Annotated in this window: 24 protein-coding genes and 1 pseudogene; 10 read left to right on the forward strand and 15 right to left on the reverse strand. The window is 54.7% G+C overall.

Translation table 11 applies throughout. From position 1 onward, the window contains the following. The 4 genes and pseudogenes from ACIDEJ_RS09115 to ACIDEJ_RS09130 all read left to right on the forward strand — a co-directional run. A partial coding sequence (locus ACIDEJ_RS09115; RefSeq protein WP_411987761.1) for an integrase core domain-containing protein occupies positions 1–267 on the forward strand: 267 nt, incomplete at its 5' end. A gap of 31 nt (positions 268–298) precedes the next feature. Continuing rightward, positions 299–843 (forward strand): annotated as a pseudogene (locus ACIDEJ_RS09120) (M48 family metallopeptidase). Between the two features lie 24 nt (positions 844–867). Next, positions 868–1,464: a Cap15 family cyclic dinucleotide receptor domain-containing protein gene (locus ACIDEJ_RS09125; RefSeq protein WP_224214039.1), complete on the forward strand. Its 597-nt coding sequence runs from the start codon at positions 868–870 to the stop codon at positions 1,462–1,464. After that, on the forward strand, positions 1,464–2,576 hold the full coding sequence (locus tag ACIDEJ_RS09130; RefSeq protein ID WP_411987762.1) for a nucleotidyltransferase family protein: 1,113 nt from the start codon (positions 1,464–1,466) through the stop codon (positions 2,574–2,576). The genes ACIDEJ_RS09125 and ACIDEJ_RS09130 overlap by 1 nt, the downstream gene beginning before the upstream one ends. 43 nt (positions 2,577–2,619) lie before the next feature. Here ACIDEJ_RS09130 and ACIDEJ_RS09135 read toward each other — a convergent pair whose 3' ends face one another. Then, entirely contained in the window at positions 2,620–2,832 is a 213-nt protein-coding gene (locus ACIDEJ_RS09135; RefSeq protein ID WP_017045299.1) for a helix-turn-helix domain-containing protein, read from the reverse strand. Positions 2,833–2,947: 115 nt separating this feature from the next. Between ACIDEJ_RS09135 and ACIDEJ_RS09140 the strand changes: the two genes are divergently transcribed. Continuing rightward, complete coding sequence (locus ACIDEJ_RS09140; protein WP_052127963.1) at positions 2,948–3,355, forward strand: HNH endonuclease; 408 nt, start codon at positions 2,948–2,950, stop codon at positions 3,353–3,355. Here ACIDEJ_RS09140 and ACIDEJ_RS09145 read toward each other — a convergent pair. From ACIDEJ_RS09145 to ACIDEJ_RS09155, 3 genes are all read right to left on the reverse strand, one after another. Next, positions 3,342–4,064 (reverse strand): type I restriction-modification system subunit M N-terminal domain-containing protein, encoded by a 723-nt coding sequence (locus ACIDEJ_RS09145; protein ID WP_411987763.1) that lies wholly within the window; start codon positions 4,062–4,064, stop codon positions 3,342–3,344. The genes ACIDEJ_RS09140 and ACIDEJ_RS09145 overlap by 14 nt on opposite strands. Before the next feature lie 368 nt (positions 4,065–4,432). Then, positions 4,433–5,704, reverse strand: coding sequence for a nicotinate phosphoribosyltransferase (pncB, locus tag ACIDEJ_RS09150; RefSeq protein WP_411987764.1), 1,272 nt, complete (start codon positions 5,702–5,704; stop codon positions 4,433–4,435). 1 nt (position 5,705) lies between these two features. After that, entirely contained in the window at positions 5,706–6,341 is a 636-nt protein-coding gene (locus ACIDEJ_RS09155) for a nicotinamidase (protein WP_411987765.1), read from the reverse strand. Positions 6,342–6,576: 235 nt separating this feature from the next. Here ACIDEJ_RS09155 and ACIDEJ_RS09160 point away from each other — a divergent pair, with 235 nt between their 5' ends. Further along, positions 6,577–7,095, forward strand: a complete 519-nt coding sequence (locus ACIDEJ_RS09160) for a GNAT family N-acetyltransferase (protein ID WP_411987766.1) — start codon at positions 6,577–6,579, stop codon at positions 7,093–7,095. On the opposite strand, the gene ACIDEJ_RS09165 is transcribed toward ACIDEJ_RS09160, so the two are convergent. Next, positions 7,092–7,796, reverse strand: a complete 705-nt coding sequence (locus tag ACIDEJ_RS09165; protein ID WP_411987767.1) for an oxidative stress defense protein — start codon at positions 7,794–7,796, stop codon at positions 7,092–7,094. The genes ACIDEJ_RS09160 and ACIDEJ_RS09165 overlap by 4 nt on opposite strands. Before the next feature lie 221 nt (positions 7,797–8,017). Here ACIDEJ_RS09165 and rimO point away from each other — a divergent pair, with 221 nt between their 5' ends. Continuing rightward, positions 8,018–9,460 carry a 30S ribosomal protein S12 methylthiotransferase RimO gene (rimO, locus tag ACIDEJ_RS09170; protein ID WP_411987768.1) on the forward strand — a complete coding sequence of 481 codons (1,443 nt, stop codon included), beginning with the start codon at positions 8,018–8,020 and terminating at the stop codon, positions 9,458–9,460. 82 nt (positions 9,461–9,542) lie between these two features. Here the strand turns inward: rimO and ACIDEJ_RS09175 are convergent, their stop codons facing one another. Beyond that, entirely contained in the window at positions 9,543–9,785 is a 243-nt protein-coding gene (locus ACIDEJ_RS09175; protein ID WP_411987769.1) for a ribosome alternative rescue factor ArfA, read from the reverse strand. A gap of 343 nt (positions 9,786–10,128) precedes the next feature. Between ACIDEJ_RS09175 and ACIDEJ_RS09180 the strand changes: the two genes are divergently transcribed. Next, complete coding sequence (locus ACIDEJ_RS09180) at positions 10,129–10,761, forward strand: hypothetical protein (protein ID WP_411987770.1); 633 nt, start codon at positions 10,129–10,131, stop codon at positions 10,759–10,761. Between the two features lie 66 nt (positions 10,762–10,827). Here the strand turns inward: ACIDEJ_RS09180 and pmbA are convergent, their stop codons facing one another. Next, positions 10,828–12,171: a metalloprotease PmbA gene (gene pmbA, locus ACIDEJ_RS09185; protein WP_411987771.1), complete on the reverse strand. Its 1,344-nt coding sequence runs from the start codon at positions 12,169–12,171 to the stop codon at positions 10,828–10,830. A gap of 156 nt (positions 12,172–12,327) precedes the next feature. Between pmbA and yjgA the strand changes: the two genes are divergently transcribed. Together yjgA and ACIDEJ_RS09195 are read left to right on the forward strand one after the other, a co-directional pair. Then, entirely contained in the window at positions 12,328–12,858 is a 531-nt protein-coding gene (gene yjgA, locus ACIDEJ_RS09190) for a ribosome biogenesis factor YjgA (RefSeq protein ID WP_411987772.1), read from the forward strand. A 185-nt stretch (positions 12,859–13,043) separates the two neighbouring features. Beyond that, positions 13,044–13,739, forward strand: coding sequence for a class I SAM-dependent methyltransferase (locus tag ACIDEJ_RS09195; protein WP_411987773.1), 696 nt, complete (start codon positions 13,044–13,046; stop codon positions 13,737–13,739). 34 nt (positions 13,740–13,773) lie between these two features. On the opposite strand, the gene ACIDEJ_RS09200 is transcribed toward ACIDEJ_RS09195, so the two are convergent. The 8 genes from ACIDEJ_RS09200 to rng all read right to left on the reverse strand — a co-directional run bounded on the left by ACIDEJ_RS09200 (position 13,774) and on the right by rng (position 26,452). Next, the gene (locus ACIDEJ_RS09200) at positions 13,774–14,922 is read right to left on the reverse strand and encodes an ABC transporter permease (RefSeq protein ID WP_411987774.1); all 1,149 of its coding nucleotides are present in this window, start codon (positions 14,920–14,922) and stop codon (positions 13,774–13,776) included. Next, positions 14,919–16,079: an ABC transporter permease gene (locus tag ACIDEJ_RS09205; RefSeq protein WP_411987775.1), complete on the reverse strand. Its 1,161-nt coding sequence runs from the start codon at positions 16,077–16,079 to the stop codon at positions 14,919–14,921. The genes ACIDEJ_RS09200 and ACIDEJ_RS09205 overlap by 4 nt, the downstream gene beginning before the upstream one ends. Continuing rightward, entirely contained in the window at positions 16,076–17,053 is a 978-nt protein-coding gene (locus tag ACIDEJ_RS09210; RefSeq protein ID WP_411987776.1) for an HlyD family secretion protein, read from the reverse strand. The genes ACIDEJ_RS09205 and ACIDEJ_RS09210 overlap by 4 nt, the downstream gene beginning before the upstream one ends. Then, positions 17,043–18,440 carry a TolC family protein gene (locus ACIDEJ_RS09215; RefSeq protein WP_411987777.1) on the reverse strand — a complete coding sequence of 466 codons (1,398 nt, stop codon included), beginning with the start codon at positions 18,438–18,440 and terminating at the stop codon, positions 17,043–17,045. Before ACIDEJ_RS09215 ends, ACIDEJ_RS09210 begins: the two co-directional genes overlap by 11 nt. A 92-nt stretch (positions 18,441–18,532) precedes the next feature. Further along, positions 18,533–19,981 carry a metalloprotease TldD gene (tldD, locus tag ACIDEJ_RS09220; protein WP_411987778.1) on the reverse strand — a complete coding sequence of 483 codons (1,449 nt, stop codon included), beginning with the start codon at positions 19,979–19,981 and terminating at the stop codon, positions 18,533–18,535. A 39-nt stretch (positions 19,982–20,020) separates the two neighbouring features. Beyond that, positions 20,021–20,866 (reverse strand): carbon-nitrogen hydrolase family protein, encoded by an 846-nt coding sequence (locus ACIDEJ_RS09225; protein WP_411987779.1) that lies wholly within the window; start codon positions 20,864–20,866, stop codon positions 20,021–20,023. Further along, the gene (locus ACIDEJ_RS09230) at positions 20,790–24,986 is read right to left on the reverse strand and encodes a YhdP family protein (protein WP_411987780.1); all 4,197 of its coding nucleotides are present in this window, start codon (positions 24,984–24,986) and stop codon (positions 20,790–20,792) included. Before ACIDEJ_RS09230 ends, ACIDEJ_RS09225 begins: the two co-directional genes overlap by 77 nt. After that, positions 24,986–26,452: a ribonuclease G gene (rng, locus tag ACIDEJ_RS09235; protein WP_411987903.1), complete on the reverse strand. Its 1,467-nt coding sequence runs from the start codon at positions 26,450–26,452 to the stop codon at positions 24,986–24,988. The genes ACIDEJ_RS09230 and rng overlap by 1 nt, the downstream gene beginning before the upstream one ends. Positions 26,453–26,466: the final 14 nt, after the last annotated feature.

Genomic DNA, 26,466 nt, shown 5'->3' on the forward strand with positions numbered 1-26,466 from the left:
TGGCGCTATCGCTTAACGCAAAGCATGAGTCGCAGAGGAAATTGTTGGGACAATAGCCCTATGAAACGCTTCTTCAGAAGCCTTAAAACTGAATGGATCCCAACGACAGGTTACGGGAGCTTCACGGCAGCAAAGCAGAAGATAGGTGATTATATTCATGGCTATTACAGCCGACTGAGACCGCATTCGTACAACGGTGGTTTAACGCCAAATGAATCGGAGAAACGTTACTGGATTAGCTACAACGATGTGGCCAAAATGACTTGACCACTACACTGTTAAAAAGCGCGGACGTTGGATATACGAGCAGCTTCGAGATTTCCGCAAACAGCTTGAATTCACCATCCCTCGGCAGTACATCAGTGGTGAAAGCCATTACTACCTAGGGAAACAGTACCTGCTGAAAGTGATTGAAGCGCCGGAGCAGGCTCAAGGCGTGAAACTACTACGTGGCAAGTTGGAAGTTTCGGTAAGAACAAAATCCGCTGACAAGGTTAAAGAGTTACTTACAGATTGGTACAAAGTGCGGGCAAAGGAAACCTTCGCCAAGCGTCTCGATGCCATGCTGGAGCAAGCCCTTTGGGTAGAAGAACGGCCACCGCTTCGCATACTGACCATGCAAACCCAATGGGGCAGCTGTTCACCCAATGGTCGAATCACCCTGAACCCTCACCTGGTTAAAGCACCTCATGAGTGTATTGACTACGTGATTTTGCATGAGCTTTGCCATACGCAGAGCATAATCATAGCGAGCGGTTTTACCGGCTAATGGGCCAGGTAATGCCAAGGTGGGAAAAGACTAAAGAACGATTGGATGGGATGGCTTCCGTTATCGCAAATTGATTAATGAATTCATAGGAGCGAACAATGCACGACTACGCAATATTTGGGCACAGCAGAGCCGCTATTGGAAGATGGCTCGGTGTTGCATCTGTAATTTTAACAGGTGCTGTTTCTTCGTTATTGGTTTGGTTATACGAAGCGACAAACATACAAGCATTCGCAACTGCCATAATAACGCCAGCCATAATCTACTTTGTCCTTCACTACTGTTTTGATCGGTTTGGCTGGAAAATTCCGTTCTTCAGCATCCCAGATATCAGTGGAATATGGTTAGCGAAAGGTGAAACGCTAAATGAAGACGGCTCCACAAAGTACAACTGGGAAGCCGAAATAGATATCGAACAAACTTGGGAAAAAATCTCTATAACCTTAAAAACGGCAAAGAGTTCAAGCGAAAGCTATACCGCTACTCTAGGAAAAAAGCCAGGAACAAAAGGGGGTTGGATTCTTCACTATAGCTATACGAATAACCCTGATACCGATCAATTTCATGAATTGAATTCTCACAAAGGCTATTGCGAATTAGTTTTTAACAAAGATTTAAACCAAGGTGAAGCCGCTTACTTCAATAGTAACGGGAGAAGGACTTTCGGGAGAATGACTTTAAGGAAAGAACAATAATGATCAACTTTGAAAACAGACTAGCAAACCTAAAAAACCGTCGCCAAGGGACAGCCGAAAGAGATCGCCTAGAAAAAGGTATGTATTCGTACTACGGCGATCTAAGACCGACAGAAGCGCATGAAAAGCTACATGAAAATGCTGCAATAAAATATGTGATTGGTTCAATGGCGGCAGTCAGCCAAGAGTCTACAAAAGTTTCGAAAGATGAGGGTGAGCGAGTAGCATCAACATTGATTGATATGCTTAAAACATCGGGGATCAATGCCGAAGCTAAAATGCAAGGCTCTGTTGCATTGGATATTCATATCGAAGGTCATTCTGACGTAGATATGTTGATACTGAAATCGGACGTAATTACTGTCCAAGCGCCAGCTTTGCCCGGTACCTACTACTCAGATTCAAGCGATACTCGGCCAATGGTTGATATTGTAAGAGAGCTGAGACTTCAGGCGGAAGCGAAACTCAAGTCTCGCTATCATGCCGCTGAAGTAAACACTAGTGGAGCCAAATCGATTGCCCTTAGTGGTGGTAGCCTTAGACGAAAAGTGGATATCGTTCCAAGTAGTTGGCACGATACGCATGACTACCAAAGATCAAAGCTTGAGCACTTCAGAGCAGTAAATATTTACGACAAAGACAATCATGCTTTAATTGAGAACAAGCCTTTTCTGCACATCAAGAAGGTAAATGACAGAGACACTCAGTACGGCGGCAACCTTAAAAAAGTAACTCGGTTAATGAAAAATATAATTGCCGACATGCCAGATTATAAGAAATCAAAAGCAAAAAAACTGACTAGTTATGACATTGCTGCGATTGCCTATTCTATGAACGAAAGATTGTCTTGCAGCCAATACCTACCGCTAACACTCCTCGATAACTTGCGTTCATACTTGCTAATCATTTCATATCTTGATGACGAAAGAAACGCGCTAATAGTCCCTGATGAGTCAAGAAAGATATTCAATGCAGAAGAAAAAGTAGAGGCATTAAGGATACTCTACAACGAAGTCAATGATCTTGCTGAAGCTGTTCAAAAAGCCATTAACCCTCTGAAAGATAAATATGACGGTGATGTATTACGAAATCGCCAAGTGGTGTTTTTTTAGCAGACTAATTAAATGCCCTTCTCGCAATGAGGGGGCATCACACTTAATCAGAAATCAAATCGGAAACTGACACCCTCAAAGCATCAGATATCTGATAGATCTTGGTGAGGGTAATGTTCTGATCACCTCGTTCAATGTGTCCCATATAACTACGGTCGATCCCTGCAAGATCAGCCAACGCTTCCTGAGATAAACCTTTCTCTTTTCTCGTTTGACGAACTTTTTCACCAAAAGCGACTAAGCGCGGATCTTTCATAATTGCTCTGCCCAAAAGACAGAACTTTCACCAAATGCAGTCTATATCACCACGGGATATATCGCTCATTTTGAATTAATCTGATATTACGATTTCAATACACTAGGATAACAACATGAAGCTAAGCACTTTGATTCACCGGCAAGGTGGCTTTTGCTTTTACTGTAGAAAGCCGCTTCTTGAGCGTGATGCATCTATTGATCACATCATTCCAAGCTCAATGGGAGATTACCAAGGATTTACCAACCAAGTTGCATGCTGCACACTCATGAATAGCATTCTGCAAGACTTACCACCAAAGCATAAAATAGAACTGCTTTTGAACTGGTGGGGACGGTCACCTTGTCCCAAGGATATGGCACTTTCCCTTAAAGAAATCGAGAAGCAGCGACAGAACATACTAAATTCAAGTTTTAATGAGCCAATCTACGGCTATAAAAATGGTGGCTTAATAACAGCCGATGAAAATGTAATCTTGGAAGTACCGGAGGAACTTGAAGAGTTAAGACCTATGAAAAAGTAACAATTTCTCTAGATTCTTGAAGATGGACTTTGTTAGAACACGGTGAATATGACATTGTATAGAACTGGCCGCCCTTTTTCCCTTCTGCCAACGCAAACTGGCTAAGGAAATACTCGTACACATGGCCGAGAATATCTTTGCTGTTAAGGGTTTGGTGATTGAACGGAATGGTGGCAATCAGGTTAATCAGCTCCACCAGCTTGGCTTGGTCGATACGCAGGGCTGAATAGGGTTTGTTGAGCACGCCTTTGAGCTTGGGGTTATCGCGCTCAACGCCCTCTAACGCGGTATCAATCAAATGGCCCACTGAGGTGATTTTCTTGGGTTTACCGGCGATGGTGAGTTCGACAGAACCAATCGCCAGTGGGGCGTTATCTTGCAGGAACTGCCAACGTGACTCTGGCGGCAACCAGAACACGTTTTGCTCGGTGTAGTAATCGCGTTGCTCAAGCTCTTCGGCAATTTCAGCCGCCAGTTCATCGGCTGAGAGGCCATCTGGGTCAAGGTAGTATTCGTGCTCAGGGTTGGCGAACTCCGCTTTAATCTCTTCTTGGCGCATGCTGAAGGCGTCAGACACGTATTTAACGAAGATAAGCCCCAACACCGCGTGCTTGTATTGGGCCGCATCGAGCGTGGCGCGCAGTTTGTCAGCCGCGTTCCACAACTTGCTTTCGAGTTGATGCAAAAATTGTTGTTCGAGTTCATTCATTGCAGTGTGGTGTCCGTTGTTTGCCGAACAATGAAGGCGTAAGCAGGCTCGGCATATCCTTGGAGAAATATGGCGTTATGTGTTTGCTTGCATAAGTTTTGCTTGCCATGGTAATGCGCGGATTTTGCCACGCATTATGGCGCTATATCTAGAAGAACTGATTGAAACGAGTCAAGGTTTGGCCATTTGGCATGGTGCGTGACGTGATGCGGCGTGTTGGTACAAGGAAAAACCACCCGCGACATGCGGGTGGCCTTTGGCAAAAAAAGGCAGAGGTCTCTGCCTTGGTACACGATATGCGCACGTTAAGGGATGGCTCATAACCCAATGCGGGCGCTTGCAGGCGGGATCACCGCTTGGCGGCGCGGCTACGGGTGCTGGGTATAAACAGGGTCCCGGTCGTCTATCAGTTTGTCCTGCTGAAAAAACTGCGCCAACACTTTGGCCTGGGCATGCTCGTCCACTTTGAACACCTGCATCAGGTAGCGCAGGAAATTTTCATCATCGCACATGGTTTTTCCCGGGGTGTCGGAGATTTTGGCCACCGGCTGCCCATTCAACTGGGTCAGTTTCATCACGATATTGATGGGCTCGTTCACAAACATGTCGCCCATCAGCCAGGTGCCGATGCCAAACGAGGTGTTGATGCGGCCGCGGAAGTGGCGGTAAATTTTCACCGCGCGCTCAAAGTCCAGCGCATCGGAAAACACCAGCCGTTTGTATTGGGGATCCACATCCAGTGCTTCCAGGCGCTTGATGATTTTTTCACCCCAGATGATGGGGTCGCCGCTGTCATGGCGAAAGCCGTCATAGAGCTTGGCCAGATAACGGTCCAGATCGCGGCAGAAGGCATCCACCCCAATCACGTCTGTCAGCGCCACGCCCAAATCGCCCCGGTATTCTTTTACCCAGTTTTCCAGCGCCATTTTCTGGCTGTCCACCAGCCGGTAATTCATGGCCTGATGGCTTTGCAGCCATTCATGGGCCATGGTGCCCTGACAGCGCAAGTCCAGCTCCAGCGCCAAATGGGGGTTGGAGGTGCCCACAAAGTTATCGGGCAACTGCTGCTTGAGCTGGGTGAGGATCTGCTTTTGGGCGCGAAAGCTGAAACGGCGCCGAGTGCCAAAATCCGTAAACAGGAAATCGCTGAGATCCACCGAGTCCCCCAGCCGCTCCAGCATGGCAATCTTCTGGCTGGTGGCTTTGGCTATCGCCTCGCAGTCCACCTGTGGGTAACGGCTGCGGTTGCGGATTTCCGACACCAGTGCCAGCACCGGAATTTCCATGGGCGACACGTGCATCAACGGGCCGTGGGCTTCTATCACCAGTTGCCCGTCAACCGCGTTCACTTTCAAAAACTTGGGGTTAAAGCGGTATAAGCGCAAAAACTCCAGGTAATCCGCCTTCAAAAACGGATAGTTGCCCAGATGGGCCAGTTGCTGCTCTGAAGCGCTGCATTCGGTCAGCTGCTCAAAGGCTTCCTGCAACGGTTTTACGTATACGCTGAGATCTTCATTGCTGCGGCAACGGAAGGTCCAGCGAGACTGGGTGGCGGGCTGCTGATGCAGATAGGCCTGCTGCATGGTCAGCTTGTAAAAGTCCGTATCCAGCAAACTCTGGATGGCCGGTTCTCCGAACATATCAATGGCTCCCGTTCAATGCGGCAGCCAACGCCTGACTGTCTTTCAGTAACATAATTCCCGCTTGGGTCATCTCTTCTCGGGCGCTGGCGGCGCCCTGCTCGCTAATGGCGCGACAGGCAGCCAGATTGACATACACCTTGAACCCTGCCGCAGCCAACTGCAACGCGGTGGTTTTCACACAAAAATCCAGCGCCAGTCCGCCCACCAGCACCGTGTCCACCCCGCGGCACTGTAACCACTCAATCACGCCGGTGGAGATGCGCCCGGCAAGATCATGGTAACAGGCGCCATAAGGATGCATGCCGGTTTCCACGCCCTTGTACACCAGAAAATCATATGCTGCCGGTGCCGGCAGGCCGGGGATCAGTTCAAACCCTTCGGTACCCGGCTCGGCATGGCGCACCCAGGTAAGATCCGCATCCGCATAAGGCAATGGTTTGAGCATCTCATCATGACTGGGCACCACCCACTTGGCCGTGGGGCAATGGGCATCCTTGGAGGCAATGCGAAAACTGGCCAGCTGCGCCTGGGCGTTGAGCTCGTCGGCAATTTCATCACCGCCCGTCACTGGCAGCTCATTGGGACATAACGGGGTAAAGGTGCGCTGGGCATCAACATCAAAAGCGGCAATCATAGACAAATTCCCTTTAAAAACCGATAACGGCACTATACCAAAACTGTGAGCACCCTCTAAGTATTAATGGGGCTGTGACCGGATAACAGCAGAATATACCGGCACCGGCTCAGAGGGTGGCAACCATGGCAGGCTTGCCATGATACCCGCGACACCCCCCAACAACATCCCTCACGGCCGGTTATGGCCTGTGGCATAATGACGCACCAACAGCGCCGGAGTAACGGGAAGCCACATGCAGATTATCCACTGTAGCCACGAGCAACATGGTGATGCCGTGCAGCAAATTTTCAATTACGCCATCACCCATACCACCGCCTTGTATGAATACCAGCCCCGGGACAGGGCACACATTGCCCAGTGGTTTGCCGCCAAGGCCCAAGGCAACTGGCCGGTGATAGGTGCGGTGGATGCAGGGCAACTGTTGGGATTTGCCAGTTATGGGCCGTTTCGCCCTTATCCGGCCAACCGCCATACGGTAGAGCATTCGGTATACGTGGCGCCCCAGTATCACGGGCAGGGCATTGCCACCCGGTTATTGCAACATTTGCTGCCCATGGCTGAGCAGCAGCAACTGCATGTGATGATTGGCGCCATTGATGCCGGCAATGCGGCCAGCATCGCCTTGCATCAAAAACTGGGGTTCAGCCATTGCGGCACCCTGTTGCAGGTGGCGTTCAAGTTCGGACAGTGGCGGGACTTGGCCTTTTACCAACGCATACTGCCAGCCCCGGCGCATCCTCAGGAAGGTTAATCGGCCAGTTTATAACTCACTTCCACCCGATCGCTGAATGTCACCTTGCCGTACTGGTAACTCTGATCATCGGCACTGGCCATCATCAGCTTGCGGCTTACATTGACCGCCGGCATGGGCGATGAATCAAAATAGCGGATGGACCAGATGCCATCGAGTTCGGTCTCAAACCCTGCTGCCAGCGCCTTGGCCTTTTGCCTTGCATCCTTAATGGCATCGGTGCGGGCCTGCAGGCGCAGCTCCGCTTCACGGCTGGATTTAAGGCTTATCTGCCGCACGCTGTTAATGCCCTCTTCCAGTGCATTGTCCAGTAGCGGATTGAGCTGCCCAAGTGCTACCTGCAAGGTGACCGTGCGGCTGGCACGATACCCGGATAACTGGGGCTCGCTGTCCTTGGGATAAACGTAACGGGGCTGCAAATTCAAATTGGCGCTGTTGATGTCATCCTTGTCCACCCCCGCCTGCTGTAAGCGCCCGATAAATGCGGTTACCGCCTTGTCGACCTGTTGTTTGGCCTCCGTGGCGGCATCTGCCGTAATCACCACCTCTACGGTTACCTGGGCCAGATCCGGCTCTGCATCAATTTGACTGACACCCACGGTTTCCAGTAACGGCCGCTCCTGTGCACTGGCAGCACCAGCCACTGTCAACGAGGGCAGCAGTAACGCCAATGCCGCTGGCAATATCAGTTTTTTGTTCATGTGAGCATTCCTTTCGCTGTGTTAACGCATCCTACGCTAGGCAACCCGCGCCCGCTTGGCAAGCACTATCCATGGTTTATTCAGCCGCGGTTTATCCTGCCAGGCTTCAGGGCGTTTTTTAACCAGCCATCTGTACCTTTTGGCTGGCTGCGGTATAATCGCCGCCAATTTTATCCGGCGCCCTGCCGGACACCAATCAACAGCATTGCGGAACGCCCATCTTGAAAAACCCTGTAGAAACTTTTGACCCCAAACAGACCACCACGCTGGAAACGCCCGCCAAAGCGCTGGCACAGGCAAGCATTGATAGCGATGCTGCCAGCAGCGGCAACCGCATCGGTTTTGTCAGCCTTGGCTGCCCGAAAAACCTGGTGGACTCAGAGCGCATTCTGACCCAACTGCGCATTGACGGCTATGAAGTCACCAACACCTACGATGACGCGGATTTGGTGATCGTCAACACCTGCGGTTTTATTGATGCGGCGGTGGAAGAATCACTGGATGCCATCCGCGAAGCGCTGGAAGAAAACGGCAAGGTGCTGGTGACCGGCTGCCTGGGCGCCAAAGAAAACCAGATCCGCGAAGTGCATCCGGACGTACTGGAAATCACCGGTCCCCACAGCTATGAAGCGGTGCTCAATCATGTGCATACCTATGTGCCCAAACCGGAACACAATCCGTTTACATCGCTGATCCCCCAAACCGGCGTCAAGCTGACCCCAAAACACTACGCCTATCTGAAAATCTCCGAAGGGTGCGATAACCGCTGCACCTTTTGCATCATTCCATCCTTGCGGGGCGATCTTGACAGCCGTGACATCGGCAGCGTGCTGGATGAAGCCAAGCGTCTGGTGGAAAGCGGCGTGCAAGAGATTCTGGTGGTAAGCCAGGACACCTCCGCCTATGGCAAGGACAAAAGCGGCCGTACCGGCTTTTGGAACGGCATGCCGGTAAAACAGAACATTACCGAACTGGCCAAACAGTTAGGCCACATGGGCGCCTGGATCCGCCTGCATTACGTGTACCCTTACCCTTGGGTGGATGAGCTCATTCCGCTGATGGCGCAAGGCTTGATCCTGCCTTATCTGGATCTGCCGCTGCAGCATGCCAGCCCGCGCATCCTGAAACTGATGAAACGTCCCGGCCGGGTAGAGCGGCAGCTCGATGCCATTCGCCGCTGGCGTGAAATTTGCCCGGATCTGGTGATCCGCTCCACCTTCATCGTGGGTTTTCCCGGTGAAACCGAAGAGGATTTCCAGATGCTGCTGGATTTCCTCAAGGAAGCCCGGCTCGACCGGGTGGGCTGCTTCAAGTATTCCGAAGTGGAAGGGGCGGTGGCCAACGATTTGGGTGAGGCGCTTATCAGCGAAGACGTGAAAGAGGAACGCTACGCCCGCTTTATGGACGTGCAGGCAGCGATTAGCGCCGAGCGTCTGGCCAGACTGGTGGGACGGGAGCTGGATATCCTGATTGATGATGTGGACGATGAAGGCGCCATTGGCCGCAGCTATGCCGATGCACCGGAAATTGACGGCATGGTGTTCATCAACGGTGAAACCGAGCTGGAACCGGGCAATCTGGTGCGGGCGGTCATCACCCATTCAGACGAGCACGACCTGTGGGCGGAGCTGGTTGACATGCCGGATGAAACCCTGGGTGAATAATCGGGAGTGACAGCGTAAAGCCCATCAGCAAGGCGTGCCGAAAGGCGCGCTTTTTTGTGGAAAAACCACGGCGATACACACGTTATAACGGCAACGGGGCAAGCGGCAGGCGACAAAAAAGGCGATAAAAAGGAGAAGGGGCATAGCCCTTGTAAGCTTGCCCCTTCTGGTTGCGTTGTTTGCGCTGGAACGCCCCTTTGCCTTTTTTGGCTTTTTCCGTCCTGCCGCGAAACAGCGGACTGGTTACCAATGCCTTGAGAGCGTTGTCCTGGATCTCCCCGCGGCCGGTTTCGTGAGCCTGCAAGGTCTGCTTGGGTTTGGCCATATTGCCTCCTGTTGTTGACCCGTGTTTTTGACTGGTCATTACAATAAATGTTCAAAAACCCGCCAATATTATCTTGATGCCGGCAAAAATCCAGCATTACCTGACATCCATCGGCCTAACCACGGCTACGTTCATGCATCTTTCCATGGGGATGCCATGGGCTGACCATTATCCACCAGCGCCACAATATTGCGGTTAGCTCCCACGCCGGACTGTATTTATCCAGCGCCATGTTTTAAATTGGTAAGCAATCGAAACGATCCGTAAGAGATCGCTGGGTTTTTACCTGCACACATGCACGCAACAAACTCAAAAAATGCAATTTATTGAAGGTTTACAATTGATGGCTGTCGGCATAAAAGGATTATTACGCGCAAGCATTTTGCTCTTTTCCCCCATCACCCTGGGCTGGAGCCTGCCTGCGGCTGCGGTACCGGTGAACATTCCACCGCTGATGACCGCTGGCGAAATGCTTACCCAACTCAACCAACGGCTGGTGCACAGCAAAAACTCCGCGGCAACGCTGCATTACTGGTGCCAACAACAGTTAAATGGCGCGGACGATTTACAGATAGTGCAGGAAAGCACCCGCCCCCAAACGCCACCTGCCGATATTTATCAAAAACTGCAGATACCGGAACAAACCCCGTTACGTTACCTTAAACAGCGTTTTATCCATCAGGGCAAGGTGATTGCCGTATTTGATTACTGGTACCGACCCGACATGCTGACAGCAAAAATGCAGCAAGCACTGGCAGAACAGCATACCGCATTAGTCAGCATAGCCAGACAAGCGGATTTTTATCGCCTCAGTCTTGGCAATACCCCCCGATGGCCGGAACAAGGCGCCATGCCGCCATTTGTGCTGGAACATGAAGCAGTGATTTACCGTAGCGACAGTAAGCCGTTCAGCCTGATACAAGAACACTACTCCCAGCAATTGTTGCCACGGGCACAACAGCTCAATCCTTACTAAAAAGCAAAGGCGCCAATGGCGCCTTTGCTGCATGAATCGTCCCGGTCAATATGCTGCCACGGACAATTAACTGCCGGCAATTTTCATGCTGTCGAGTAAAATGCCGCCGGTGCGGATGGGTGAGCGCATCTCCCTATCGCTGGCAATGGCCTGGATATTACGGAACATGTCCCGCAAATTACCGGCAATGGTGATCTCCTCTACCGGATAACGGATTTCGCCATTTTCCACATAAAAGCCTGCGGCGCCGCGAGAATAATCCCCGGTCACCAGGTTAACCCCCTGCCCCATCACTTCAGTGACAATCAGCCCTTTATCCATGCTTCGGATGAGTTGCTGGAAATCTTTGCCGCTGTCGGCCACGGTCCAGTTGTAAATGCCGCCCGCATGGCCGGTATTTTCCAGCCCCAGCTTGCGCGCCGAATAACTGGTCAGCAAATAGCTTTGCAATATGCCCTGCTGCACAATGAAACGCTCACGGGTGGCCACCCCTTCGCTGTCGTAGTTGGCACTGGCAAAGCCCCCCACCAATTGGGGCTGCTCATGAATGGACAACCACTCGGGGAAAATGGGCTGCCCCAAGGAGTCCAGCAAGAAACTGGACTTGCGATAAAGGGATGACCCACTGATGGCACTTACCAAATGCCCTATCAGTCCGGTGGCCACATCGGCGGCAAACAACACTGGCAAAGTGCCTGTGGGCAAGCGGCGCCCCCCCAGCCGGGCAAGGGTTTTATCGGCAGCGCTGACCCCCACCACATCGGCGGCCTGCATATCGTCAAACCGCCGCGCCACGGTGTAATCGTAATCACGCTGCATGTCGCCGTTGTCATCACTGCCAATCACCACGCAGCTCAGGCTGTAACGGCTGCTGCAATACCCCTGCAAAAAGCCGTGACTGTTGCCATACACCCGCACGCTGTTATGAGCGTTGGCAGAAGCGCCATCGGAATTGCTGATCCTTTTGTCCCGCCCCAAGGCGGCCGCTTCGGCAGCAATGGCCAGTTGCGCCAGCTCTTGTGGACTGCACTCACGGGGATGGTACAACTCAAGATTGGGAAATTCGGTCGCCATCAGGGATTTTTCCGCCAAACCGGCGGCGGGATCTTCACTGGTATAGCGGGCAATACTGTCTGCCGCCTTGACCGCCTCGCGAATGGCTTCTGGCGATAAGTCGGAGGTGGAGGAATTGCCTTTGCAGCCATCCCGGTACACGGTAATGCCCAGTGCACCATCCTTGTTGAACTCCACGGTTTCCACTTCCTGTAACCGTGAAGACACACTCAACCCTTGCTGCTTGCTGATTGCCACTTCAGCCGCACTACTGCCCAGCCCTTTGGCAAATTCCAGCGCCATGGCCACGGCATCCTTCAGGGACGACAGTTCACCATCAATAAAATTTGCAGACACAACAATACTCTTCTTTGAAGACATGGCGCCTAGCATAACAAACGCCGCCAACATTCGCAGCGCAAAAGCAAAACTTACAAGGTAAAAAAGCACCACAAGACGCGCCCTGAGGACAATGTTACAATTGGCGTCAGTAGCCACAGATGTGTAAATACCATGAAAATCGTCGACGACTCCGAAAAGATGAAACAGCCCTATGACGATGACGAAAATTACGTCAGCAAGTCGGCCCTCAAGCGCGAAAGCACGGCAGCCCAGGCGCTGGGCCAGCAATTGCTCTCCCTGAGCCAGAGCCAGCTGCAAAGGGTGCCTTTGAGTGAAAACCTGCTGGATGCCCTGGCATTGGCAAAACGGATTAAGGTTAACACCGATGCCCATCGGCGCCAGATCCAGTACATTGGCCGCCTGATGCGCGATGAAGAGCTTGAGCCCATCAAGGAAGCGCTGAAAAAAGTGCTGAGCCGTTCCGGACACGTGGCGGCCCAGGTGCAGATTATTGAAAAAATGCGGGATAAACTGCTTACAGAAGGTGACGGAGCCATTCAGGCACTGCTGGATGAACACCCCCATCTGGAGCGGCAAAAACTCCGGCAACTGGTGCGCCAAGCCAACAAGGAACTTGCAAAAGGGCCGGACTCCAAAGCGGCCAAAGAGTTGTTTCAGTACTTGCGTCAGGAAACCGTATAACGCAACGCCGGCCATGGCCGGCGTTTTTGTGCCACCATTTCCCCATCAGGAAGATTATCCCAACACGCTTGTCGCACGTGTTGCCAAGTGTTGCAAGCCTCCCTGCCCCCGGGACTGGTAGGCTTTGTCAGCCAATGACTTTACGGTAGATTCCGCAAAGATTTCCTTTGCAGCATTAGTGAGTCATGAACCAGACTGCCGACGCGGGCCAGCGCATTTACTCAAAACGGGTACTGTCCCTGTATGACCTGTGGGTGTTGGGATTTTCCAACCATTTGTTGTGGAAATGCCCTACCCGCCTCATAAGCCAGCAATTTCGCAACCGGGTTAGCCCCAACCATCTGGATGTGGGGGTGGGCAGCGGCTACTACCTGAAAAAACACTTGCCCCACAATCAGCCGCGCATTGCGCTGATGGACCTTAACCAGAACAGTCTAACCGTGGCCGCCAACGCCATCAAAGCCCATCAAGCAGAGGTGTATTGCCGCAATGTGCTGGCGCCGCTGCATCTGCCCTGTGAGCGCTTTGACTCGGTGAGCATCAATTACTTATTGCACTGTCTCCCCGGCAGCATGGCAGACAAAAGCGTTGTGTTTGCCCACCTCAAAACCTGCATGAATGACGGTGCCGTGCTGTTTGGCAGCACCATTTTGGGCGCAGCAGCGGTTGATGCAGCGCCCGGCAATCCCCCGCTTAACCGGGCGGCCAGCAAATTGATGGCCTTTTACAACCAAAAAGGGATTTTCAGCAACCGGCAGGACTCACTGGCGACACTGAGCGCCGCGTTAACGCAACATTTCGTGCATGTGAACATCCGCCTTGTGGGGTGTGTCGCCCTGTTTTGGGCACATAAAGCACACTCAGCAGATGACCAGCCCTGAGGAAACGCTTTTCTCACACCACAGCCAAACCGCGTTATGCGTTTTCCATGTCCATCTGCCGCAAACGGCGTTTGACGCCCCACCAAGCCAGCGGCAAGTAAAAGAGTAACAATCCCCACAATTGCAACCAGCGGGGCAGCAGCTGGCTCCAGTCAGCGCCCATCTGGTTCAGTTGCAGCATGCCCATCATGCCGGGCACGGCAGGCACCAGTTGCGACAGCCATACCAATGGCGCCGGGATCAGGGGCAGCGGCCAGACAAAACCGCTGACAAACAAGATGGGCATGGAGGAGATTAACAACACCTGGGTAGGCAGATCCCGCCGGTCAAACAGGGTGCTGAAGGCCACGCCGCAACAAGCCGTGGCCAATAAAAACGGCAGCATCAGCAGCAGCACCTGCCCAAGGGATGCCAGTAACCCCACGCCATACAGGTAATAACACCAACCGATATACAGGGCGCTGAAAAAACAGTACAGCAGGGTGAAACTGCCCATGCGGCACAACACGATGGACAGTGCACTGAACTGATGCCAGTAGCCCTGTTTGCCCCATTGGGCGGCACCGAGAATTCCGGTGCCGATAAGCAAAGTCTGGTGCAGGATTAACAAAAACAGTCCGGGAATGATATAGGCGGGATACCCCAACCCCTGGTTGAATACCGGCACCGTGTTCAGCCGGATGGGGTCCAGCCGTTGCTGCACCGCAGCGGGGTTTGCGCCATGAGCCAGCAAGCTGCCAAATTGCACCTGATGCGCCAGTGCCATGCCGGTCTGGGTCAATCCCTGTACCACGGAAGAGTAGATAAGAAAATAACTGGCATCACCGGCGTAGCCCAGCGTCACCTGTTGTCCCCTGAGCAGTTTGTGGCGGAAATCTTCCGGGATGAGCAAAATGCTGGTTGCCCGTTCCTGCTCCAGCCACTGCTGCGCCTCAGCCAAAGAGGCGGCATGGCCACGCACGGCAATCCCCGGATTGGCATCCGCATGGCGGACAAGCTGCCGTGACAGGGACGAGTTATCCAAATCCACCACCACCAGTGCCTGCTCGGTGGGCACCTGGTGCAGATACGGCGACGGGTACAGTACGGCGTAAAAGCTCAGGCCGCCGAACAGTGTCAGCACAATGGCCCTGTCTCTGACCACCGAGAGCAAATCCAGCCCTATCCAGCGCCACCAGCTCATGATGCCTCCTTGGCTGCAGTTTCAGGTTGCAATGCCTGCCCGTAACGTCTGGCAAAATACCAGGCGGGCAACAGTAACAGCAAAAAGCCCAGATAACTGCTGCTGTGCTGCAGTAATGCCAGCAGTCCCTGACCATGGCTCACCAGCGCCACATGGCTTTCGATATAATGGCTGGAAGGAATGAGCGCCCGCCACCATTGGGCCAGCAGCGGCATGTCGGATGTGGGAAAGGTGATGCCCATAAAGGCGAAAGCCGGGGCAAACAGGCCGGTGCACATGCTGATGATGCGGGCGCTGTCTGCCATGACGAAAAACATCGCCTGTACCCACAGCCATACCGCCAGCACCATAATCAGCTGCGCCGGTAGCAACCAAAGGATATTGCCGGCAATGGGCAGCCCTAGGTATCCATACAAAAAAACCTGCAACAACATGCCATGGAGCAGCATTAACGGGGTGTAAAACAGGAATTTGGCCGCCAGTACCCGAATGATGCCCACACGGTAGCAATCTGCCAGCGTTTGCTCCCGCAGTTCACGGCTCAAGGCATTGGCATAGCTGAGCATTACCACCAACTGCCACAGGGATATCAGGATGGGCGGCACCAAAAAGGCCACATAGTTCATGTTGCGGTTAAACAAGGCGGTGCTTTGGGTGGCAATGGGCGTCAATTGCACATCCACCTGGGCCGGCGGCACCCCGGCGGCCAGCTGCCGTTGGCGCGACAGCGCCTTTAACCTGTCGGCCAGGGTCAACTGCAACTGCCCGGACAACAGTTTGCCGACCAGCAAAAACTGGCCGTTGTAACGCAAGTCCAGCGTGGGCTGATGGCCGGTAAGCAAGTCTCGCTTCAGGCCGTAGGGAATGCGCACCAAGGCAAACACTTCGCCGCTGCGCATGGCGGCCACCGCCTGGGACAGGTCATGATAGGAAACCGGCCGGGTGGCCGAGTTGGCAGCGATGGCCCGGCCAAGCTCGCGGCTGATACTGGAGTGATCTTCATCCACCACCGCCACCGCCAGCTGCTGTGGCAATGCGGCGGAAAACAGCCACCAGAGAAACAGCGCCGCCAACAGCGGCACGTAACTTACCAATGCCAACTGCCAGCAGTCGCGCTGCAGGGCATGATATTCCCGTTGCAGCAAGGGCCACATCATTTTTCTCCGGCAAGCACGACTGACATGCCAACCCGTAATTGAGGGATGGCTTGCAATGGTCGCAATTCCACTTCAAAGGTGCGCATGTCAAAATCATGGCCGCTTTCGGTGGCACGCCAGGTGGCAAAATCCCCCAGCACGCTGATGTAACTGACCTGATAGTCATAATCCTTGCCCAGTGCCGGAATGTGCAGGCGCTTTTTATCCCCTTTATGGAAGTGGGCCAATTGATCTTCGCGCACCTGAAACACCGCCCAGCTGTCTTGCATGTCCACCAGTGTCACCACCGGAAAGCCGGTAGGAGCCAGTTCACCGCTTTGCAGCAATACATCGGTGATTTCCCCGGCTTTAGGCGCCAGCATCTGGCTGTCGGCCAACACGGCTTTGACTTCATCCAGCGCCCCTTCTGCCCGTTTGGCATTGCCGGCAGCGGCGGCTTTTTGTTCATGACGGGCACCTTCACGGGCCATGTCGTACATGGCCTTGGCAGCCTGCTCGGTATATTTGGCAGCCTGCCACTGGGTAAAGGCTTCGTCGCGTTTTTGCCGGGCCAGCACCCCGCCGTCAAACAGGTTTTCCACCCGCGCGTAGGTGGTTTTTGCCAGTTCACTGGCAGCCTTGGCCTTTTGCCACTGCTCCTTGGCGGCGGTAATTTGCTGTTTACGGGCGCCGTTGTCGGCTTCCTGCTGCAAGGCTTTGGCCGCATCCAGCGCGCCGGTAGCCTGGGTCAGCTTGGCATTCAATTCCGGGCTGCTGATGGCAAACAGCAGATCCCCGGCGGCAACCTCATCGCCTTTGCGTACCAATACCTGCTCCACCCTGCCGGGCACCTTGGATGAGACGTTGTATTCCCGCGCCTCGACCTGTCCCTGCAGCACATAAGGTTTGGGGCTATAGGCCAGGATCAGTCCATAAATCAATGCTGCTGCCACTGCCACCAGTGTTACGGTTGCCAGTAATGGATTAACCCGCATGACCACTCTCCTGCTTGCTGTGTCCGATAAATTCATTCAATTGGCCCGTTACGGCCATCAGCCGTGCGTAAGCCTGTAAATAACGGTAATGGGCTGCCAGCGCCTTGGTTTTCACGGCGCTGAGCTTGATTTCCGCATCCACCCGCTCCAGGGAGGTGGACAGCCCCTGACTGAACGCCAGCTCCCGTAGCCTGAGATTTTCCTGAGCCAGTTTCCGGGAGCTTTCCAGCGCCTGGATCTCTTCTTGTGCCTGCAGCATCTGCCGGTAACTCTGATCCACCAGCAAGCTCAAATCCTGGGTGGTTTGCGCCTTGGTATAGCGCGCTTGCAACAAGGCGCTTTTGGCGGCCTGCACCTTGCCGCTGCGGCCATCACGGGTGATAAGCGGCACTTTTACCCCAAGGCCCACCATCCAGTCGGAGGTGATCTGCGACAGTAACGTGTCATCCTCATACAGGGTGTAATTGCCGTAAAGGTACACGGTAGGTTTGTATTTGCCGTTTTCCAGGGCGATAAGCCCTTTGGCCTGTTGCTCTTTGGCACTGAGCAGTTGCAGCGCAGGGTGCTGTTTCAGGGTCAGTTCCATCAGTTGCGGCAGCGATGGCTCGCTTGCCAGCACAAACATGGAAGCGCGAGTGCTGGCCGCTTGCTCATGCAGCATGCGGGACAGGGCAATGCACGCCATTTCGTACTGCCGCTTGGCGCTGCCAAGGGTGACGTTGGCATCATCCAGCGCCACTTGGGCATTGAGCCGTTCAACTTTGGCAATCTGCCCTTGCTGTTCCATGTGCAGGGCATGCTGGTAATGCTGCTTGAGCGAATCCACCAGTTGTTGCTGGGTCTGCACCAAGGCACCGGTCACGCTGACGGCGTAGTAGCGGTCTACCAGGGTGATGAACAGCTCCCGGCGTCCCAGCTCCCGGCGTTGTTGCTCTTCTGCCACTTTGGCTTTATGAATGCCCTGGGCCGCAGTGATCTGGCCACCGGTATAGATGGGCCACATGGCCTGCAAACTGGCGTTGAAGATGTCTTGCTCGGTAAAGCGGGTAACAAACAGGTTACCGGGAATGCTGCCGAGAATGGCGGCATACTGGGGGGGTAATGCGGACAAGTCCAGCGATGCCATGGGGTTGAGCTGGCGCAAGTCCAGCTCCACCGGGTGTTCCATGTGGGTATAGTTGCCATTGATGCTCAACGACGGCAGGTACAGCCCTTTGGCGGCATCACGCTCTGCCTGTGCCCGTTGCAGTTGCTGATCATCAGCGGCCAGTTTGTCGCTCACGTCCAACAAGCGCTCCCAGGCGTTGCTGAAACTTAATTCTTCAGCAAATACCGTGGAAAATGCCAATAATCCCACGAGCAAACAAGCGGATTGCAATTTCTTCATTCACACCCCTAGAGTAAAAACTCTAAAATTGGTTTGAAGGATAACATTTACGCGATGGCCATACCAGCCACCGCGCCGATTTTCATGGCGTGTCAAGCAGTGCCGCCCACGGTCAGCCGATCCAGTTTGAGTGTGGGTAATCCCACGCCCACGGGCACGCTCTGGCCATCCTTACCACATACGCCTACGCCTTTATCCAACGCCAAATCATTGCCTACCATGGAAATCTGTCCCATGGCTTCAGGCCCGTTGCCTATCAGGGTCGCGCCCTTAATCGCCTGGGTGATTTCACCTTTTTCGATGAGATAGGCCTCTGCCGCAGAGAATACGAATTTGCCGGAGGTGATATCCACCTGTCCGCCGCCAAAGTTTGAGGCATAAATGCCCTTGTCCACCGAGCGGATAATGTCTGCGGGCAATGAGCTGCCAGCCAGCATGTAGGTGTTGGTCATGCGCGGCATGGGCAGATGGGCATAGGATTCACGCCGACCGTTGCCCGTAGGTTTTTGCCCCATCAGGCGAGCATTGAGCTTGTCCTGCATGTAGCCTTTGAGAATGCCGTTTTCAATCAATACGGTGCGATGGGTAGGCGTGCCTTCGTCATCAATGGTCAACGAGCCGCGGCGATTGGGCATGGTACCATCGTCAATCACGGTCACCAATGGTGAGGCCACCTGCTGACCCATCCGACCGCTGAAAGCGCTGCTGCCCTTGCGGTTAAAGTCGCCCTCCAGCCCATGGCCCACAGCCTCATGCAGCAATACGCCGGGCCAGCCCGGGCCAAGCACCACGGGCATTTCACCGGCGGGGGCATCCACCGCTTGCAGGTTGACCTGGGCCTGGCGCACCGCTTCCCGGGCAAAGGCGAAACACACCGGCAAGCCGTTATCATCCGAGTGCATCAGCTCGCTGTAATCGTGACGGCCACCGCCGCCGGAACCGCCGCGCTCACGGCGGCCGTTTTCTTCCAGGATAACCGAGCAGTTAAACCGCACCAGCGGCCGGATATCCGCCGCCAGCGTGCCGTCACTGGCGGCCACCAAAATCTCTTCATATACGCCGGAGAGGCTAATCACCACCTGAATGATGCGCGGGTCGAGGCTGCGCACGTAGGCATCGGCCTGTTTCAGCAGCTGGATTTTGGGCGACTCGCTCATGGCGGCGATGGGGTCCTGGGTTTGGTACAGGGGCTTCACGCCGCGCCGCTTCCATGCGTGTACCTTGCCCTTGCCGCCGCTCCCGGCAATGCCACGAGCGGCATCCACCGAGGCACTCAGCGCTGCCGGGGAGATGTCATCGGCATAGGCAAAACCGGTTTTTTCGCCGCTGATGGCGCGCACGCCCACGCCGCGTTCGATATGAAAGCTACCTTCTTTGACAATGCCGTCTTCCAGTACCCATGACTCGTGACGGCTGCCCTGAAAATACAAATCGGCAAAATCCACCTGATGACGATGAATGCGTTCAAGATAATGCTGCAGGTCTTCCAATGTCAGGCCCTGTTGCAGCAAACTTTGTCCCACCTGGGTTAACAATGACATGTATACGCTCTCAATGGGCCTTGGCCCGTTTTGATTAAATTAATCCTTGGCTGGCGGCAGCAGGGCCGGCAGCGAAAATCGGTTATGTTGCAGCAGCGGCATGTCGCGGCGAATGCGCTCAAGCTGCTGCATGTCCAAACGTCCTTGCACCCAACCGGTGCCGCTTGGACGCTGGGCGACAATCTGCCCCCAGGGGTCCACTATCATGCTCTGGCCCCAGGTTTCCCGGCGTAGCTGCTGATGCTGTCCCCACTGGGCGGCCGCCAGAATATAGCACTGGGTTTCAATGGCCCTGGCCCGCAATAATATCTCCCAATGGGCCGCCCCGGTAACCCGGGTAAAGGCTGCAGGCACCAGTATGATCTGCGCGCCTGCCTGACGCAACGCCCGGTACAGATCCGCAAAACGCAAATCGTAACATACCGACAGGCCAATGCGCCCGAATGGCGTATCCACCACGCTGACTCGCGCTCCCGGGCAAAAGGTGTCACTTTCCCGGTAGCGGCGGGTATTATCCCCCACTTCCACATCAAACAGGTGCAGTTTGTCGTAATCCCCCAGCACCTGCCCTTGGCTGTCAAACAGGTAACAGCGGCTGTAAACCCGGCCATCACCACTGGCCACCGGAATGGTGCCTGCCGCCAGATACACCTGATGCTGCCGCGCCAAGGTGGCCAATTGCCGTTTTAACGGCGTGTCATCCCCCTGCCCGGCATAACTGAGCTGCTCCCCTTCATGGCCGCCAAACAGCAAGGCGCACTCTGGCAACACCACGAGCTGGGGTTCACCGCTGTCGCGGGGAAGCCGCTCAAGCTGCGTATTGATAAATGCCAGATTCTCGGCGGGATTGCCACTGCTCTGGCACTGAAGAAGATTGACCTGCATGGGCCGGTTCCTCGGATTGGATAACGCGAACGGGAGGCACTGCCACAACCGGCAACGCCCTTGGCAGCGATGATGAGGCCTGTACGCTCACGGAGGGGATCACAGGCGGATTTTTGACATCTACTTCGGCGGGTTCAAGGGAAAGCGTTTCATCTGCCGGGGAGACAGGCCGCGAAGAAGGGGCTGGTGCATCGGCGTCATCCCGTTGAGGTTCTGTCGGGTCGGTGGCAGCCGGCAGCACGCTTTTGGGGATTTCAATCTCTTTGCTTTTACGCTCCAGCTCTTCCAGTTTGGGCTCGGCCATGGTGCCGGTCAGGCGGAAACGGATTTCGGAAATCACCTCAATCACCGGCTCCAGCACTTTGGTGAGCGCAAAGGCACCAATGCCCATGGTCCAGGCACTGGTGCTGAGCAGCACCACCGTGGGCACGCTGGATGCCAGTTTGGGGGCAAAACGGATATCGTAGTTAAGGCTCTGGGTGTTCAAATCCGTATAGCCTCGCACCTTCATGTTGCCGGCAATGGCATCCATTTCGGTGTTGGTGGTTTTCAGCATGCCGTTATCCAGCCGTAAATCCCCGGCAAAGCTGTTGAAATACAATCCCTTGCCAAATACGTCCGAAAAATCCAGCGACAGTTTGCGCAGCAGCGAGTCCAAACTGAACAGGGAGAAAATGCGGGCGCCCTTGTCGCTTATCTGCTCCATGTAGCCCTTGCCCAGTTCAAAATGCACATCGCCGTTGAGGGTGGGCAGGTTGAAATCCGTGGGACTGCCGCGCCAATCCAGTGTGGCATTCAGTTTCAGCGGGGACTCTTTAACGCCGGGATTGATGTCAAACAATCGGGTGAGCTGCTCAAAATCCGCCGAGTCCAGGGTAAAGGTCACCTTGGTCTGGTTGGCTGCCGTTGCCGATAGCCAATCGCCCTGGCCTTCGAGTTTTCCCTGGGGGGCATCAAGGGACAGGGTCTGGATATGGTAGCCAGACGGCACAGGAGCACTTTGCAGCAGCAGGTGCCCAAGGGGTATGTTCTGATAACGGAAATCGTCCACTTCCACGGCCAGGGGGGGCAAGTTATCCGGCTGCGGTTTGGCATCCGCAGCGCTGGCAGCGCTTTTCAAGCCGGGTACGGGATTGAGGTACAACCGGGAAGCTTTTAATTTCAGCCCCTGCTGATACCAATCGGGAAACAGCTCCACACTGCCGGAAAATTCCGGCGACAAGCCTTCAAGCAACCAGGATTGAGGGGTGGGCGTGGCAGTCATCTGCATCTGTGTAAAACGCTGCCCGAGCAAATTGAGGGTTTGCACTTTTGCCTGCACGCCGTTAAGGGGCGGGAAAAATCCTGCGGATGCTGTCGCGGCTTGGGTCGCGGTCTGGGCTTGGGTCGCTGCCGCCTTGGCGCTGTCATCCATGGTAAAAGCGTTAATCAGCGGCAACCATTGGGCAAAATCCGCATGATCCACATCAAGCCATAACTGACCGCCGTTTTTGACGATTTTGTCGCCACTGCGAAACAAGCGTCCCAACAACAGATCATAATGGCTCAGGCGGTTGCCCGACTCGGCGCTAAAACCACCCCAAAATTCGGCCTTGTCGCCCAATTTCACCCCGAGTGACGCCTGTTTGTCATCGCCAAGCAGCTCTGCTCGCAGCATTAACGGCACATCAGGGGTTTTGGCAAAAGGCGGGGGCAACGCCAATTCGGTATGGCGCAAATCCGCATCCACATTGGCCCGCAGGCTATAACCTGTGTCATCGAAAATCAGCTGCAGAGCCCCATTCCAATCGCTGCTGCCATGGTAAAAAGGCGTGAGCGGGTTATGCAGCGCTGCCGGCAGTTTGGCCAGTTGCCACTGGCTTTGGGCGTGCAAGTCCACCAGGAATTTGTCGTTTTGCTCTGAGGTGTTAAAGCTGATGGCCGTTGGCTGGCCATAAAGCAATGCCTGAATATCATCACTGCTTACCTGTTCGTTATGAAAACTGACGCGGCCATTGACCTGCGCCAGTGCAATGCCCGGTTTGCGAATATACACCGGCGTATTGTTGAACGTCACTTCACCTTGAATATCCGGAACCTGACCGGCATACAACGGAATGTCCAGCGCCAGTTTGCCCTTTACCTCACCCTGGATTTGCACCGTATCAAGGGTTGCCCCCACACTTTTTTGCAGTGGCGATTGCTGCATGACGGCACTGATGGCGCTGCCTTGGGCTTCGATGTTGGCATCCACCCGCAGGTGACTGTGCAGTGTCAGGGCCGGGATCGCGATGCTGGCACCACTGATATCCACATCCAGCAGTTTGCCCCGGCGCAATTTAAGATCCATGCGGGCATTTTCAAACAAGCCATCCAGTGTCAGTGCGGTGGCTGTCGGCCAATCCGGCTGAAAGGCAAACTGGCCGTTCTCCATGGTGAATCCCGCCTGAAACACGCCGCTGTGTTCGCTGAACGGAAAATTGCCCACAGGCCCGCGCCAGACCACCGCGGCATTATCGCTGTGCCCCGCCTGTAACGCCTGTTCCAGATAGCGGCTGAGATCTTCTCCCATCTGCCGCCGGGGGAAATAGCGCCCGGCATGGGCGGCATTGTGCAACTGCAGCGCCGCGGCCAACGACAGACTGGCTTCATCCGCCACATCCAGCCGCAGCGAGGCATGCAATTGCAAATCGGCATTGCGGGCGGCAATATCGGAGACAAAAAGCTGCATGGCATGGCTGTCAAACCCCAGGGAAAACGCCTCGGCATCCAGTGCCAGAGGGGCGTTGAACTCATTGGGGATGTCCAGCCGGTAATGCTGGGCGGGCAAGCGTGCGCTGAGATAGCCATTACGCCAGCCAAGGTGCAAATCCAGTGGCGCCACGCCCGGCAGCTCTCCTGCGGCTTGCCAGGACACCTGCTTCACCGGCAAGGATGCCTGCCAGTGGCCATCATGACCACGATACAGCTGCAACGGGCCCAAGGTGCCTTGAGGCGCCAGTGCCAGAAGTTGCCGTAACTGTTCGCGGCCGATGCCAGGAATGACGGCCAGTAACGGCTGCAATCCGGACAGTTGCAGCGGGCTGAGCGTTCCATAAAACTGTTGCTGCTGTTGTTGCAACTGTAACTGCAGTGGCTGCCAGGACTGGCCGTTGGATTGCAGTTGCAATCCATGACTTTGCAGCTGCCAACCGTCAGGCTGAGGCTGCCAACTGAGGCTGCCACCGTCAATGGCAAAGCGCTGGGGCGTTTTGTCGACGCGCCACTCGAACCATGACGGATTGAACTGCACCACGCCGGAACGCAGGCTGCGATGGGCAAATTCCACCCAGCCTTGCAGGTTCACCACGCCTTCCAGCGGGATGGCCGCCAATCCCGGTTGCTGGGGGTTGGCGCTGGAGGCCCAACGGCCGATATCCAGTGACTGGGCCTGCACATAGGCCTGTCCTTGCAAGCTGTCAGGCTGATAGCCATCGCCGTGCAAATCAATGCGCAGAGTTAAATGCTCGTTGAGCGACTGGGTATCATCCAGATATAAAGCGCCGCTGCCCTGATGCAAGTCTGCCTGATTCAACCAGCGCAAATTGCCAAGATGGATGGGACGATACTGAAAATTGCGGGACAACAATTGCACGGTGGCATCGGCCACGGAAAAACGGTCCAGTTGCTCCAGCAGCAGGGCATACAGCCAGTCCATATTGCCGCGACGGGCCGGTGCGGCGGTCTCATCAGCAGCCCCATTGGCGCCATTGAGCCGGTCCAAGTCCAGCGCCAACTGCACGCCGTTAAAAATGACATTTTCCACCTGGGGTTTGGCCGTGAGCAGGGATTCCCAGAAATCCAGCTTGATCTGCACGTTTTTTACCACCAGGGTCAGTGGCAGTTCCGACTGCTGGGGCAACACCAGATTGTCCACCGTCAACGACGGCCCATAGGCCTGCCAGTGGGCCGCCAATCGCCCAAGCTCCACCTGTATGCCATAGTGCTGCTCAATATAGGCCGTCACCTCTTGGCGAGCCTGATCCAGTTGCGGCAACAAACCGCGGATCAAACTGACCAGCAAGGCAAACAGCAGCAACAATACTGCCAGCAGTTGCCAGCAAAAACGGCCTATCTTGGCAGGGCTCAGGCGCAAATTCACTACACCATCACCACGGCATATTTGCTTTGCACATACATGGGGTCACTTTGTACCCGCACCCGTTTGCCAATATAAACCTCCAGCTCTGCCACCGTGTGGGCTTCATCTGCCGACAACACCTCATACACCGCTGGCGCACAGTAGATCAGAAATTCATCGGCCTGGTAGGTACGGTCAAGGCGAATGATTTCCCGGAAAATTTCGTAAGACACCGTTTCAACGGTTTTCATGGTGCCGGTGCCGCGACAAGCGGGGCACTCGCCGCACAGGACGTGCTCCAGGCTTTCCCGGGTGCGTTTGCGGGTCATCTCCACCAGCCCCAGGCCGGAAAACCCGGAAATATTGGTTTTGACCCTGTCGGCACTCAGGGCGGAAGCCAAACTGCTAAGCACCCGCTGCTTGTGCTCCTCTTTGAGCATGTCGATAAAATCGATGATGATGATGCCGCCCAGATTGCGCAATCGCAACTGACGGGCGATGGCCTGGGTGGCCTCAAGGTTGGTGTTGAAGATGGTTTCTTCCAGATCCCGATGCCCCACAAACCCCCCGGTGTTAATGTCCACCGTGGTCATGGCTTCCGTTTGATCGATAATCAGATAGCCGCCGGATTTCAGCTCCACCTTGCGCTCCAGCGCCCGCTGGATTTCATTTTCCACATCATAGAGATCAAAAATCGGCGCCGGCCCGGTGTAGTGTTCAATGCGGGCGGCAACATCTGGCATGAATTCCTGGGCAAATTGCAGCAATTCTTCATAGGTGCCTTGGGCATCCACCCGGATGGAGTCCAGCTCCACCCCGACAAAATCCCGGATAATGCGCACCGGCAGGGCCAAATCCTGGTACAGCAAACGGGCTTTCGGCCGCTGGCGCCGCTCACTGACCTTGGCCCACACCCGCCGTAAAAACGCGGCATCCTGTGCCAGCTCTTCCGCCCCGACCCCTTCGGCGGCAGTGCGAATGATAAAACCGCCGTCATCATCCACATAAGGCAAGGTGATGGCTTTCAGGCGCGCCCGTTCCTCTTCTGACTCAATGCGCAAGGACACCCCAACGTGGCTGGAGCCGGGCATGAATACCAGATAACGGGAAGGCAGGGTGATGTCGGTGGTCAGGCGGGCGCCTTTGGTGCCCAAAGGGTCTTTCACCACCTGCACCATGATGTCTTGCCCTTGACGCACCAGTTCGGCAATGTTGCGCACCACAAAGTTACCCTTTTCCGCATCGGCCACACATTCGGTGTGGGGTACAATATCGGACGCATGCAAGAAGGCGGCTTTATCAAGCCCGATATCCACAAATGCGGCCTGCATGCCCGGCAATACCCGGCTGATTTTGCCTTGGTAGATATTGCCCACCAGTCCCCGCTTCATGCGGCGTTCAATATGCACTTCCTGCAAAATGCCGTGTTCCACCAATGCCACCCGCGCCTCGGTGGGCGTCACATTGATCAGCAGTTCTGAACCCAGTTTACCGGGCGCCC

The sequence above is a fragment of the Shewanella mytili genome (genome assembly GCF_046765975.1).
Classification (GTDB): domain Bacteria; phylum Pseudomonadota; class Gammaproteobacteria; order Enterobacterales; family Shewanellaceae; genus Shewanella; species Shewanella mytili.